This window comes from Anaerotignum sp. (assembly GCF_051877975.1).
Lineage (GTDB): Bacteria > Bacillota > Clostridia > Lachnospirales > Anaerotignaceae > Anaerotignum_A.
Map to the genome: position 1 here is coordinate 16,597 of NZ_JBJEJK010000020.1, position 13,494 is coordinate 30,090.

Here is a 13,494-nt window from a genome sequence, read left to right on the forward strand (position 1 = left end):
TTTCTGTTTTCGTGCGTGGATTTTAGAGATTTTTTTGATGGAAAGATTGCATGACGGAAAACTGTGTGATACAATAAAGTGTCGTACGTAAGAGAAATTTGAATGTGAATGGAGTAATCAACAGTATGAATCAGAATATTGAAAATATCAGAAATGTTGCGATCATTGCCCATGTTGACCATGGCAAAACGACTTTGGTTGACCAGCTGCTGAGACAGAGTGGCATTTTCCGCTCCAATCAGGAGGTACAGGAAAGAGTTATGGACAGCGGTGATATCGAAAGAGAAAGAGGTATCACAATCCTTTCTAAAAATACAGCGGTAAATTATGGAGATACAAAGATCAACATCATCGATACACCCGGCCATGCGGATTTCGGCGGCGAAGTTGAACGTGTGCTGAAAATGGTAGATGGTGTTGTTCTGGTGGTAGATGCCTTTGAAGGCCCTATGCCCCAGACAAAATTCGTTCTGCGCAAGGCGCTGGAACTGAACCATCCCGTTGTTGTTTGCGTAAATAAAGTGGACAGACCGGAAGCCCGTCCCCAAGAGGTGATCGATGAAGTGCTGGAATTGTTCATGGAACTGGATGCCAACGACGATCAGTTGGATTCTCCTTTTGTATTTGCTTCCGCAAGGGGCGGCTACGCTTCGGAAGATCCTACCGTGAGAGAAGGAGATATGAAGCCTCTGTTTGAAGCTATCATCAACCATATCCCTGCACCCAAGGGCGATCCGGAAGCACCTTTGCAGGCACTGATCTCTACCATCGACTACAGTGAATATCTGGGGCGCATCGGTATTGGTAAGATCGAAAATGGTATCATCCGCGTGAATGATGAAGTTGTCGTTTTGAATATGCACAATGAAGAAACACAGAAAAAGGTGCGCATCACAAAGCTGTACCAGTTTGAAGGGCTGCAGAGGGTGGAAGTAAAAGAGGCAGGCGTTGGCAACATTGTTGCCCTCAGCGGTATCGAAAATATTATGATTGGCGATACAATCTGTTCTCCTGAAAAACCCGAACCGTTGCCCTTTGTGAAAATTTCCGAGCCCACATTGTCTATGAATTTCTCTGTAAATGACAGTCCTTTTGCCGGGCAGGAAGGGAAATACGTTACATCCCGTCAGATCAGAGACAGACTGTTCAAAGAACTGAACACGGATGTTAGCCTGCGGGTAGAAGATACTGATAATATGGACAGTGTAAAAGTTTCCGGCAGAGGGGAACTGCATCTGTCTATCCTGATTGAAACCCTGCGCCGGGAAGGCTATGAATTTCAGGTTTCTAAACCTGAAGTGCTGTTCAAAGAAATCAACGGCAAAAAATGTGAGCCTATGGAAGCGGTTACCATCGATGTACCCGAAGAATTTGTAGGCAATGTTATTGAAAAATTGGGCAGCAGAAAGGGCGAAATGACAAATATGTACCCTGCAAAGGGCGGCTATACCAGATTGGAATTTTCCATTCCTGCGAGAGGTCTGATCGGCTACCGCAGCGAATTTATGACAGATACAAAGGGGAATGGTATCCTGAATTCCCTGTTTGATGGGTATGCACCCTATAAGGGGGATATCATAACTCGTTCCCAGGGCTCTCTGGTGGCCTTTGAAAGCGGCGAGGCAATTACCTATGGTCTGTATAATGCCCAGGAACGGGGTGACCTGTTCATCGGCGCAGGCGTGAAGGTATATGAAGGGATGGTCGTTGGCAGAAACTCCAGATCTGATGATATGGATATCAATGTCTGCAAAAAGAAACAGTTGACAAATACCCGTGCCAGCGGTTCTGATGATGCATTGAAGTTGACTCCTCCCATCCAGATGTCTCTGGAGCAGTGTATGGAATTTATCAGTGATGATGAGCTTCTGGAAGTAACCCCTCAGAACCTGCGTATGCGGAAAAAGATTTTGGATAATACCCAGCGCAGAAAAGCAAGAAACCGTGCAAATAGTTAAAAAGCATTGAAAGATAAACAGAGGTGCACCATGGCAGCAAAAGCAAGGAAAAAAGGCGGATCATTCATCAAACAGGCGGCGATTTTGGCAGCGGCCAGTTTGCTTGTGCGCTTTTTAGGTTTCATCTACCGTCTGCCCTTGACAAATATGATCGGGGACGAGGGGAATGCCATTTATGCCGGTGGGTATTATATTTATACCTTCCTGCTGATCCTCTCTTCGGCGGGGCTGCCAGCGGCGATTTCTAAACTGGTTTCTGAGCGTATTGCTTTGCGCCAGTTCCGAAATGCCCATCGGGTCTTTCAGGCATCATTGGTCATCTCCACTTCTTTGGGGGCATTTTTCGCGATTCTGCTGTTCCTGACAGCAGATAAAATGGCGAATCTGATTGGCATTCCCGATAGCTACTATTCTATCCTGACCCTTTGTCCCACGCTGGTCATTGTAGCTATCATGTCTGTCTTCCGCGGATATTTCCAAGGGATGCGCACGATGGTGCCCACAGCTATTTCCCAGATCATCGAACAAATTTTTAATGCTTTTTTCAGCGTATATCTGGCATGGGTGTTTTTAAGTGTCAGTGTGCCGGAGGGAATGAAGAAAAATATCCCCCTGGCTTCTGCCGGCGGCACTATGGGTACCGGTATCGGTGCTTTGGCTGGCCTGATTGTGGTGATTTTTGCCTATTGCCTCATCCGTCCCTATCTTTTGTGGCGGGCAGAACGGTGCAGGCAGCCCTATGAAGAAAGCAAACGACAGCTCATTGGCAGAGTGCTGCAGACGGCATGGCCCATCATTGCCGGCACAGCGGTATTCAGCATCACGAATCTGATCGATATGGGCATGGTGGTGAACATCCTGCAGGAAACAGGTTTTTCTGCTACAGAAGCCAATGAATTGTATGGGCAGCTTTCCGGCAAATATGTCACATTGACCACATTGCCTGTAACCATTTCCACAGCCATTGCAACGGCAGTATTGCCCAGCATTGCGGCTTCTGTGAAATTGAGAGAGAAAAAACAGGTGCGCAGGAAAATGGCTTTGACTTATCGCATTTCCATGATTATTTCTGTGCCTGCGGCGGTGGGAATCAGTGCCCTTGGCCCTCAGATTATCCAAATGCTGTTTCCCAGAGCCAGCGACGGCGGTATGCTGCTGACGGTTGGGGGGATTTCTATCATCTTCTTGGCTCTCTGCCAGACCTCCACAGGCATCCTGCAGGGCATCGGGCATATTAAAGTGCCGGTGATTGGCGCGATTTTGGGCGCGATTACCAAGGTGATTTTGAATTTGATTTTGATTCGTATTCCTTCCATCAATGTATTGGGGGCAGTGCTTTCCACCACAGGCTGCTATCTGGTGGCGGCAGTATTTGATGTGATCATGCTCTCCCGTAAAACAGGAACGAGGTTCGATTTTATGGGCAGTTTCCTGAAGCCTGTGATTGGCTCTATTGCTATGGCGGCGGGCACATTAGGCAGCTATCATCTGTTCTATGCTCTCTTCGGCAGCAATACTATTGCTACACTGCTGGCGATTTGTGTGGCGATCGCGGTATATGGTCTGGTGATGCTGCTCATCAAAGGGATCGTAGAAGAGGATCTGCAGACAGTACCCGGCGGCGGCAAACTGATTCGTGTATTGAAGAGACTTCGTTTATTATAAGAACAACCAAAAGGAGCGTTATAGATGGAAACGCTCCTTTTTTTACAAATAAAAAGAAAAGAGGTGAGGTCTATGTTTGATATTCAGGAGGAATTGAAAAAACTGCCCCAAAAGCCTGGGGTTTATTTGATGAAGGATGCCGATGGTCATGTGATTTATGTGGGCAAGGCCGTCAACCTGAAAAACCGTGTGCGGCAATATTTTCAGAGCAGCCGTAACCAAACTGCCAAGACCCGTTCCATGGTGCCGAATATCAAGGAATTTGAATATATCGTGACAGATTCGGAAATGGAAGCACTGCTGCTGGAATGTAATCTGATCAAGAAATACCATCCCTATTACAATATCCTGCTGAAGGATGATAAGACCTATCCTTATATCAAGGTAACAGTGCAGGAACCATTTCCCCGTATCTTTGCGACCCGCAGGATGGAAAAGGACAAGGCGAAATATTATGGGCCTTTTACAGATGTTTTGGCCATGAAAGAAACGGTGGAAACTTTGCACAAACTGTTTCCTATCCGAAAATGCAAAAAGGTATTTCCCAGGGACATCGGCAAGGAGCGGCCCTGTCTGAACCACCATATCGGTCAGTGCATCGCCCCCTGCAGCGGAAAGGTATCTGTGGAGGAATATCAAGGGTATATCAAGGATGCCATGGATTTTCTGGAGGGAAAGCATGAAGATATTCTGAAAAAAATGGAGCAGGAAATGTTGGCAGCGGCGGAAAATATGGAATTTGAAAAGGCGGCTTCTTTGCGGGATAAGATTCGCTCTATCAAAAGTGTGGCAGAACGGCAGAAGATTTCTAATACAGGGCTGGGGGATGCGGATGTGATTGCCTTTGTGCGGGCTTTTGAGGAATGTCTGGTACAGGTGTTTTTCATCCGGGGCGGCAAAATGACAGGCAGAGAAAATTTCACCCTGACTGCTTTCGAGGAGCAGAGCCGCCCGGAAATCCTGACGGCCTTTGTGAAGCAGTTCTACAGCGGTACGGCTTATGTGCCCAAGGAGATCATTTTGCAGGAAGCATTGTTGGAAGAGGAAGCGGAGCTGATCGCGGACTATCTTTCCGAACGGCGGGGCAGCAAGGTGACCCTGACTGTGCCTGTAAAAGGGGAAAAGCATAAGCTGGTGGAACTGGCTCATAAAAACGCTATGCTGATTTTTGAGCAATTTGGGGAAAAGCTGAAACGGGAGGAACAGCGTACCAAAGGCGCTATGGAAGAACTGCGGCAGGCCTTGGGCTTGCCGGGAGAGTTGAAACGGGTAGAGGCCTATGATATTTCCAATACTCAGGGCTTTGAGTCTGTTGGCTCTATGGTGGTTTTCGAGGATGGCCGCTCCAAAAACAGTGATTACCGCAAATTCAAGATAAAGACTGTCGTTGGGCCGAATGATTATGCTTCCATGAAGGAAGTCATTACCCGCCGTCTGAACCATGCATTGAAAGAAAAAACAGAGGGCAAAACCAGCAGCTTTACCCGTTTGCCCGATCTGATTTTGATGGACGGGGGAAAAACACAGGTACATGCAGCGGAGGAGGTGCTGCAGGCATTTGGCATGGATATCCCTGTCTGCGGTATGGTGAAAGATGATAAGCACAGAACCCGAGGGCTTTTGTTCCACGAAGAAGAGATTTATGTCCCCCTGACTTCCGAAGGCTTCAAGCTGGTGACCCGTATCCAGGACGAAGTACATCGTTTTGCAATTACTTACCATAGAAAGCTGCGGGATGAGCGAAATCTGCACTCTGTGCTGGATGATATCAAGGGCATTGGGCAGGTGCGGCGAAAGGCTCTGATGCATCATTTTGGTTCGATTGAAAAAATTGCTGCGGCAGAAGTGGAAGAGCTGCTGGAGGTAGACGGCATGACCATCCCCGCGGCAGAGCAGGTGTATCTCTTTTTCCATCAGGAAGAATTGCAAAAGGGATGATTTTAGGGTATGCTATACTTAGGAGAAAATTTGGTTTTGATTTATAGCTAGAAAGAGGGAGACCCATGTATTCTGCGGAGTTAAAGAAGATCGTAGAAGCTTTTGAGCTTGAAAATATGCTGCCCGAGCTGGATTTGGAAGGGCGTGCTGTTATCAGAAAGGAAATCAACCGGCCTGCCCTGCAGCTGACAGGGTTTTATGAGCGTTTCGACAGCGACCGCCTGCAGGTCATTGGGCGGGTAGAATATAGCTACCTGCTGAGCCTAAGCGAAGAAAAACGAAAAGAGGCCATTCAGCATCTGTTTCAGTATCGGATCCCATGTTTGATCGTTTGTAAGAATCTGGAAATTTTTCCGGAAGCACTGGAATACGGCAGGGAATATAATGTGCCGATCTTCCGTACTGCTCAGACAACTACAGATTTTACGGCGGAACTGATTTTTTGGCTGCGGGAAGAACTGGCCGACCGTGTTATGATGCATGGGGTTTTGGTGGATATCTACGGCGAAGGGGTTCTGATCACCGGGCCCAGCGGTATCGGGAAAAGTGAGACTGCTTTGGAACTGATTAAAAGAGGGCATCGTCTCATTGCTGATGATGCGGTGGAGATCAAACGCATTGCCGACAGGCGTTTGATTGGTTCCTGCCCGGAAATCATCCGTTATATGATTGAATTGAGAGGCATTGGTATCATCAATGTAAAAGAATTGTTTGGTGTTGGTTCTGTCAAGGACCAAAAGACTGTGGATCTTGTCATCAAGCTGGAGGTTTGGGACGGCAAGACGGGCTCCTACGATAGGCTGGGGCTGAATGAAGAATATATGGAAATTTTGGGGAATAAGGTGCTTTGTAATACAATTCCTGTACGCCCCGGCAGAAATGTGGCGATGATTTGCGAATCTGCCGCTATGACAAACCGTCAGAAGAAAATGGGAGAAAATACATCACAGAATTTTGCAAATCGCATTGGAAAATAAGAAGAAGGTGATTTTATGGAGAATTTGATACAGGAACTGCAGGCAAGGCTGGGTGAAGAAGGGCTGAAGCTGCAGGAAATGATGAAGGAGCATACCACCTTCCGCGTGGGCGGCCCTGCGGATCTGTTTATTCAGCCAAAGGATGCGGAGGAACTGCGGGATGCTATCAGAATCTTGGAAAAATATCATGTGCCTGTAATGGTCATTGGCAATGGCAGCAATTTGCTGGTGCGGGATAAAGGGATCCGCGGCGCAGTCATTCAGATTTACAATCGTATGGCAGATATTGCTGTGGAGGGGGATATCGTCACAGCCCAGGGCGGGGCCCTGCTCAGTGCGGCAGCAGCAAAGGCGGCAGATGCTTCTCTGACAGGTCTGGAATTTGCTTCCGGCATTCCAGGCAGTATCGGCGGGGCTGTGGTGATGAATGCAGGCGCATACGGCGGAGAAATGAAGGATGTTCTGGTCAGCGTAGATGTGCTGACAAAGGATTTGGAAATCAAAACTGTTCCCGCGGGGGAATTGGAGCTGGGCTATAGACACAGCATTGTGCCTGCGGCAGGTTATATTGTTCTGGGTGCCAAAATGAAGCTGCAAAAGGGCGAGGAAGCAGCCATTCGCAGCCGTATGGCAGAGTTGGCAGAGCAGAGAAGAGAAAAGCAGCCCCTGCAGTATCCCAGTGCGGGCAGCACCTTTAAACGCCCGGAGGGCTATTTTGCCGGAAAGCTGGTACAGGATGCGGGGCTGAAAGGCAAGACCATTGGCGGCGCGCAGGTTTCTGAAAAGCATTCCGGTTTTCTGATCAATATTGGCGGGGCAACTGCCCAGGATATTTTGGATCTGATCGCTTTTTGTCAGAAGGAGGTCAAAGAACAGTTTGGCGTAACATTAGAAACCGAAGTAAAAATCGTTGGGGAAGAATAACGGAAAAAAGGAAAAGAGAAGGGATGGTGAAAGAGTATGAGATTTGTGATCGTTACGGGAATGTCCGGCGCGGGGAAAACCTCTGTGCTGAAATTTTTGGAAGATATTAATTTTTTCTGTGTAGATAATCTGCCCCCTGCATTACTGCCCAAATTTGCCGAATTGTGCTATGAGCAGGAAGGCGAGATCGAACGGGTTGCCTTGGGAATCGATATCCGGGGCGGCAAGCTGTTCAATGACCTTTTTGAGGTTTTATCCAGCTTGCAGGAGAAAGGTTATGAATATGAAATCTTGTTCCTGGATGCTTCTGACGAGGTGCTGATTAAGAGGTATAAAGAGACCAGAAGAAGCCATCCTTTGTCTAGAAATGGTTCGATTCAGGAAGGTATCCGCAAGGAACGGGAAATGCTGAAGGATGTAAAAACAAAGGCTACCTATATCATCGATACCAGCCAGATTTTGACCAGGCAGCTGAAAGAGCAGATCAACCGTATTTTTGTAGAGAATCAGTCTTATGAAAATCTTGTGATCACCATTCGCTCTTTCGGGTTCAAATATGGCATTCCTGCAGACAGCGACCTGGTTTTTGACGTGCGTTTTCTGCCCAATCCCTTTTATATTCAGGAATTAAAAGAAATGACAGGCAACGATGAGCCTGTCAGCAGCTATGTGATGGGCTTTGCCGAAAGCCAGATTTTTCTGAAAAAGCTGGTGGATATGCTGGAATTCCTGATTCCTCTTTATATCAAAGAAGGAAAAAATAATCTTGTGATCAGCATTGGATGCACCGGCGGTAAGCATCGCTCTGTTACACTGGCCAATGCGTTGTATGCAGCTTTGGATAAGGACAAGCACACGCTGCTGCTGAAGCATCATGATATTGAGAAGGATGCCAGACATAAAAAATAAGAAAAGAATGGGTTTTGGAATCTGGATAGATAGGAGGGGCAAATTTGTCATTTTCGTCTAAGGTTAAGGGGGAGTTGTCCCTTCATTTTGGAAATGGGCGACATTGCGAAATTGCAGAAACAGCAGCCTTTGTCAATATCTGTGGACAGACTGCGACCTTTGGAGAGAATTTTTGTTTAAAAATCCAGACAGAGAATTTTTTTGTCGCGAAAAAGTGCTTTACATTATTGCAAAATACTTTTAATATTATAGCGGACGTATCTGTACGAACCAGCGGGCAGAAACGGCAGACCAAAGTGTATACACTTTTGCTGCGAAATCATGCCCAGGCAGAGACAATTCTTCGGGCGACAGGAATGCTGTTTACAGAGGAAGGACAGAAAAAATTGTTAAAACGGATCTATGCACCGGTCGTCAGCAGTATTTGCTGCCGCAGGGCTTATATTCGCGGGGCGTTTCTTTCTGTTGGCTCTGTGAGCGATCCGGAGAAGAATTATCATCTGGAATTTGTTCTTGCAGATATATCATCCGCCGAACAGCTGCGGGAGCTGATCAATACCTTCGGGTTGGATGCAAAGGTAGTGGAACGAAAGGAACACTACGTTGTCTACCTGAAGGAAGGGGAGCAAATCGTAGACTTGCTGAATGTGATGGAAGCGCCTTTGGCATTGATGGATTTGGAGAATGTCCGTATTGTCAAAGAAATGCGCAATGATATCAACCGGAAGGTCAACTGCGAAACGGCGAATTTGAACAAGGTAGTCGGTGCAGCAGTGAAACAGCTGGAGGATATCAATTATATCGAGGAGACCATTGGCCTTTCCCAGTTGCCGGAACAGTTGGAAGAGGTGGCAAGGCTTCGGCTGGAATATCCTGATAAAAGTTTGAAAGAACTGGGTTCTTTCCTGACGACGCCTGTGGGAAAATCGGGCGTCAACCACAGACTGCGTAAGATCAGCAATATTGCTGAAACGCTAAGAGAGGGTAAAGGTGAGGTAGAATGACACAGAAATCAATTACCATCAAGGCGCCCCTGGATGCAAGACAGGCTGCGTATTTTGTGCAGACAGCAGGCAAATTTGAATCTGAGATCCAGGTGAGCATCGATGAAAAAAGAATCAATGCAAAAAGCATCATGGGCACAATCGCCCTGAACATGCAGGAAGGTCAGACAGCGCTGATCACAGCAGAAGGCGCAGATGAGGAAGCTGCCGTAGAAGAACTGGCAGCGGTACTGGCATAATAAAACCGCAATCATACATATATTTTTTTGAGAGAAAGCCCCGCGAAAGCGGGGTTGATTTATTCTGTACTTTGCGTTATAATAGCACGGCAAATATTATAAAGCGAGATGTACCTGCGAAGGATACCATATAAACGCCAAGGATATCCCACCATCTCGTAAAATAAAAAACAGGAGGCTTATTTTTATGGAAAAAAACAGGGCAAACATAAAATTCTTAGTTTCTACGGCATTGATTGCAGCAGTCTATGTAGTGATGACATTGGCGATTGCACCGCTGAGCTTTGGCATGGTGCAGGTGCGTTTTTCGGAAATGCTGATGCTGATGGCATTCATCGATAAGAAATATGCACCGGGTCTGGCTTTGGGCTGCTTTATTGCCAATTGCTTCAGCCCCTATGGTCTGATGGACGTTGCCTTTGGGACAATATGCACAGTGGCAGCCCTTTGGGGCATCACCCACCATAGCAAAACATTGTTTGGTGCCAGCCTTTGGGCAGTGTTCTGTAATGCTTTCGTTGGCATTGAACTGTATCTTTTTGGCAGTCCTCTGCTGTTGAGCATGGCAATGGTGGCGTTGGGGGAATTTCTTTCTGTTTCCTGTGCAGGTTATGCGCTGTTCCGCCAGGTGATGAAAAATTCTATGCTGATGGAAAAATTAAGAATTATTTCATAAGAAAAAAAGGGGCTTTCCACGGAGGAAAGTCCTTTGTCATTTTGGTATTGACAAATCAAATCATCGTGCTATAATCAATATATCCAAACAGAAAAACCAGTGATTAAGAAGAGTAGCCTTTCAAATCGGTTTGCAGAGAGTTGTGATTGGTGGGAGCACAGCAGCAGGAGGTTAGGTGAATGGACTTATGAGGGCGGTCGAAAGCGCAAGCAAGTAGAAGCCGACGGGGAGCGCACCCGTTATCAGGGCGCGGCTGTATGGCTGTACAGCAGAAAGAGCGGATGTTTTTTCATCAATTTGGGTGGTACCGCAGGATCTTCAAGTCTTGTCCCATGGAAATATGTGGACTGGGCTTTTTTTGTTGCATCGAAAAGAAAACAGTGACATAGACGGCAATTCTTTTTTTTGCAAAATATGAATAGTATGAATGGGTACTTCGTTCAAAAAACAGCCAAGACGAGACGAGACAGAAAAAGAAACAAAACAAGATTAGAAAAGGAGAGAGTATTATGAAAAAATTTATGGCAATGACAATGGCAATGGTAATGACAGCAATGGCACTGACAGGCTGCGGCGGCAGCACATCCGCAGAAGAAGGTGCAGCCAGCGGGGATGTACCTGTAATCGGCATCAGCCAGTATGGACAGCATGCTTCTTTGGATAACTGTCGGGAAGGCTTCCTGCTGGGCTTGGAAGAAGCAGGTCTGGTGGAAGGTGTTGATTATACGATCGATTACCAGAATGCCGGCTTTGATGATAATGTAGCGACACAGATCGCTCAAAATTTCTCTGCGAATAATGTGGCATTGATGTGTGCCATTGCAACACCTTCTGCAACAGCTTGCTATGCAGCGGCAGAAGATAAAGATATCCCTGTTATTTTCACAGCGATCACAGACCCTGAAGAGGCAAAATTAACAGGCGGCAACATCACAGGTACCAGCGATAAACTGCCAATCGAAGGACAGCTGCAGCTGATCCGTGAAATGCAGCCCGATGCAAAAACAATCGGTATCCTTTATACAACAAGTGAACCCAACTCTGTTTCCGCAGTAAAAGAGTATCAGGAAAAAGCAGGGGATTACGGCTTCACTATCGAAGCACTGGGTGTTACATCTCAGGCGGAAGTAAATCAGGCAACAGATACACTGATCTCCAAAGGTGTTGACTGCTTTACAAACCTGACAGATAACAACGTAGTCGGCGTTCTGCCCTCTATTCTGGAAAAAACAAATGATGCAGGCATCCCCGTTTACGGCAGTGAAATTGAACAGGTAAAATTGGGCTGTGTTGCTTCTGCAGGGATTGAATATGTGGCTCTGGGCAAACAGACAGGTTTGATGGCAGCAAAAATCCTGAAGGGCGAAGCAGCTGCCGTAGATATGCCTTACGAAACTATTTCCGAATTTGAAATCTATGTAAATCCCGATGCAATGGCTGCAATGGGACTGGATGCAGCAGTGGAAAATGCCATTGATGTAACAGCAGAATGATTTTGCTGTGATAGAAAGAGGTTAAACTATGTTGGATTTGATTATCAGCACATTGACGCAGGGCTTTATTTACGCCCTGCTGTCTTACGGCATTTATATCACCTATAAAATACTGGATTTTCCTGACCTGACTGTGGATGGCAGCTTCCCTCTGGGGGCAGCGGTTGCAGCGGTATTGCTGGTAAATGGCATCAATCCATTTGTGGCATTGCTGGCAGCCCTTCTGGTAGGGGCAGTCGCAGGGCTGGTGACGGGTGTCATTCATGTCAAATTGGGTGTAAGAGATTTGCTGGCAGGCATTATTACAATGACAGCACTTTTTTCCATCAATCTGCAGATTGCTGGTTCCAATCTGGCGGTGGAACGTGCCATTGATACCATTTTTACATCCGGCCCGATCATGGCTGTGATGGGAAATGCTTCTCTGATGATGCGGAAATTCGTGATGTCTCTGGTGGTGGCGCTGATTTTCAAATTCATCCTGGATTGGTATCTTCGTACGAAAAATGGTATGTTGCTGCGGGCTGTTGGTGATAACAGTACGTTGGTAACGACATTGGCTAAGGATAAGGGCATTGTAAAAATTGTTGGTCTTGTCATTGCCAATGCTTTGGTAGCTCTGTCCGGTGCTATGGTCTGCATGGAACAGAGAGCTTTCTCCAGTACTATGGGGACTGGCCAGATGGTATTTGGTCTGGCGGCGGTCATTATCGGCACTACACTGTTCCGGAAAGTAAGCTTTGTAAAAGGCACAACAGCGGTACTGGTGGGTAGTGTGTTCTATAAAGCCTGTATTCAGGTTGCCATCAGCTTGGGCTTGCCCGCAAACCTGATGAAACTGGCAACGGCAGTGCTGTTCCTTATTATTTTGGTATTGGGCAACAGACAGAAAGGCGGTGCGGAGCATGCTTGAGCTGAAGCATATCAAAAAAATCTATAATCCTGGTACGATTTCCGAAACCGTATTGTTTGAAGATTTTAACCTGAGTGTGCCTGATGGAGAATTTGTTTCCATCGTTGGTAGTAATGGCTCCGGCAAAACGTCTATGTTGAATATTATTTGCGGCAGTATTCCTATTCAGGGGGGCGAAGTGCTGATTGGCGGCAAGGATATTGCCAAAATGAAGGATTTCCAGAGATATCGTACCATTGGCCGTGTCTATCAGGATCCTTCCGCAGGCACATGCCCCAACCTGACAATGCTGGAAAATATGTCTCTGGCAGATAATAAAGGGAAACCCTTTGGCTTGGGCAGAGGCATCAATAAAACAAGAGAAAATTATTATAAAGAACAGCTTTCCATTTTGGGGCTGGGTCTGGAAAATAAGATGAATGTAAAGCTGGGCGCCCTTTCTGGCGGACAGCGGCAGGCAGCTACGCTGATCATGGCAACATTAACTCCCATCGAATTTCTGATTCTGGACGAACATACCGCAGCTTTAGACCCCAAAACTGCGGATATCATTATGGAATTGACAGATAAGGTCGTAAAAGAAAAGAAACTGACAGCTATGATGGTAACCCATAATCTGCGTTACGCCACGGATTATGGCAGCAGATTGATTATGATGGATAAAGGCCATATTGTGTTGGATAAAGGCGGCGAAGAAAAGATAAATACAAGAGTAGATGATATTCTGGATATCTTTACCTCTATCAGTATTGAATGTGGTAACTAAAGCCATTCGACAAAGTCGAACTGTGGGAAGCT

Annotated in this window: 12 protein-coding genes and 1 other annotated feature; all 12 genes read left to right on the top strand. The window is 46.6% G+C overall.

What is annotated here, in order from left to right:
• Positions 1–125: 125 nt before the first annotated feature.
• The 12 genes from typA (at position 126) to ACI39P_RS03685 (ending at position 13,462) form a co-directional block, all read left to right on the top strand.
• Complete coding sequence (typA, locus tag ACI39P_RS03630; protein ID WP_439719334.1) at positions 126–1,958, top strand: translational GTPase TypA; 1,833 nt, start codon at positions 126–128, stop codon at positions 1,956–1,958.
• A gap of 30 nt (positions 1,959–1,988) precedes the next feature.
• Positions 1,989–3,623 (top strand): oligosaccharide flippase family protein, encoded by a 1,635-nt coding sequence (locus ACI39P_RS03635; RefSeq protein ID WP_439719335.1) that lies wholly within the window; start codon positions 1,989–1,991, stop codon positions 3,621–3,623.
• 72 nt (positions 3,624–3,695) lie between these two features.
• Positions 3,696–5,561: an excinuclease ABC subunit UvrC gene (uvrC, locus tag ACI39P_RS03640; protein ID WP_439719336.1), complete on the top strand. Its 1,866-nt coding sequence runs from the start codon at positions 3,696–3,698 to the stop codon at positions 5,559–5,561.
• A gap of 65 nt (positions 5,562–5,626) precedes the next feature.
• Positions 5,627–6,538, top strand: a complete 912-nt coding sequence (hprK, locus tag ACI39P_RS03645; RefSeq protein ID WP_439719337.1) for an HPr(Ser) kinase/phosphatase — start codon at positions 5,627–5,629, stop codon at positions 6,536–6,538.
• A gap of 15 nt (positions 6,539–6,553) precedes the next feature.
• Positions 6,554–7,462: a UDP-N-acetylmuramate dehydrogenase gene (gene murB, locus ACI39P_RS03650; protein ID WP_439719338.1), complete on the top strand. Its 909-nt coding sequence runs from the start codon at positions 6,554–6,556 to the stop codon at positions 7,460–7,462.
• 36 nt (positions 7,463–7,498) lie between these two features.
• Positions 7,499–8,371, top strand: a complete 873-nt coding sequence (gene rapZ / locus ACI39P_RS03655; protein WP_439719339.1) for an RNase adapter RapZ — start codon at positions 7,499–7,501, stop codon at positions 8,369–8,371.
• A gap of 44 nt (positions 8,372–8,415) precedes the next feature.
• The gene (gene whiA / locus ACI39P_RS03660; RefSeq protein WP_439719340.1) at positions 8,416–9,375 is read left to right on the top strand and encodes a DNA-binding protein WhiA; all 960 of its coding nucleotides are present in this window, start codon (positions 8,416–8,418) and stop codon (positions 9,373–9,375) included.
• Entirely contained in the window at positions 9,372–9,614 is a 243-nt protein-coding gene (locus ACI39P_RS03665; protein ID WP_439719341.1) for an HPr family phosphocarrier protein, read from the top strand. The genes whiA and ACI39P_RS03665 overlap by 4 nt, the downstream gene beginning before the upstream one ends.
• 187 nt (positions 9,615–9,801) lie before the next feature.
• Complete coding sequence (locus ACI39P_RS03670; RefSeq protein WP_439719342.1) at positions 9,802–10,290, top strand: QueT transporter family protein; 489 nt, start codon at positions 9,802–9,804, stop codon at positions 10,288–10,290.
• Positions 10,291–10,380: 90 nt separating this feature from the next.
• Positions 10,381–10,626: a binding site (T-box leader), on the top strand.
• Between the two features lie 173 nt (positions 10,627–10,799).
• Positions 10,800–11,783, top strand: a complete 984-nt coding sequence (locus ACI39P_RS03675; protein WP_439719343.1) for an ABC transporter substrate binding protein — start codon at positions 10,800–10,802, stop codon at positions 11,781–11,783.
• A 28-nt stretch (positions 11,784–11,811) separates the two neighbouring features.
• A complete protein-coding gene (locus ACI39P_RS03680; RefSeq protein ID WP_439719344.1) occupies positions 11,812–12,696 on the top strand; it encodes an ABC transporter permease subunit in 885 nt (294 codons plus the stop codon).
• Positions 12,689–13,462: an ATP-binding cassette domain-containing protein gene (locus ACI39P_RS03685; protein WP_439719345.1), complete on the top strand. Its 774-nt coding sequence runs from the start codon at positions 12,689–12,691 to the stop codon at positions 13,460–13,462. The genes ACI39P_RS03680 and ACI39P_RS03685 overlap by 8 nt, the downstream gene beginning before the upstream one ends.
• The last annotated feature ends 32 nt before the right edge of the window (positions 13,463–13,494 follow it).

Coding starts and splice junctions, on each gene's coding strand:
- ACI39P_RS03665 (WP_439719341.1), top strand. CDS start 9,372: ATGACACAGAAATCAATTACCATCAAGGCGCCCCTGGATGCAAGACAG.
- murB (WP_439719338.1), top strand. CDS start 6,554: ATGGAGAATTTGATACAGGAACTGCAGGCAAGGCTGGGTGAAGAAGGG.
- typA (WP_439719334.1), top strand. CDS start 126: ATGAATCAGAATATTGAAAATATCAGAAATGTTGCGATCATTGCCCAT.
- ACI39P_RS03675 (WP_439719343.1), top strand. CDS start 10,800: ATGAAAAAATTTATGGCAATGACAATGGCAATGGTAATGACAGCAATG.
- ACI39P_RS03680 (WP_439719344.1), top strand. CDS start 11,812: ATGTTGGATTTGATTATCAGCACATTGACGCAGGGCTTTATTTACGCC.
- uvrC (WP_439719336.1), top strand. CDS start 3,696: ATGTTTGATATTCAGGAGGAATTGAAAAAACTGCCCCAAAAGCCTGGG.
- hprK (WP_439719337.1), top strand. CDS start 5,627: ATGTATTCTGCGGAGTTAAAGAAGATCGTAGAAGCTTTTGAGCTTGAA.
- ACI39P_RS03670 (WP_439719342.1), top strand. CDS start 9,802: ATGGAAAAAAACAGGGCAAACATAAAATTCTTAGTTTCTACGGCATTG.
- ACI39P_RS03685 (WP_439719345.1), top strand. CDS start 12,689: ATGCTTGAGCTGAAGCATATCAAAAAAATCTATAATCCTGGTACGATT.
- ACI39P_RS03635 (WP_439719335.1), top strand. CDS start 1,989: ATGGCAGCAAAAGCAAGGAAAAAAGGCGGATCATTCATCAAACAGGCG.
- rapZ (WP_439719339.1), top strand. CDS start 7,499: ATGAGATTTGTGATCGTTACGGGAATGTCCGGCGCGGGGAAAACCTCT.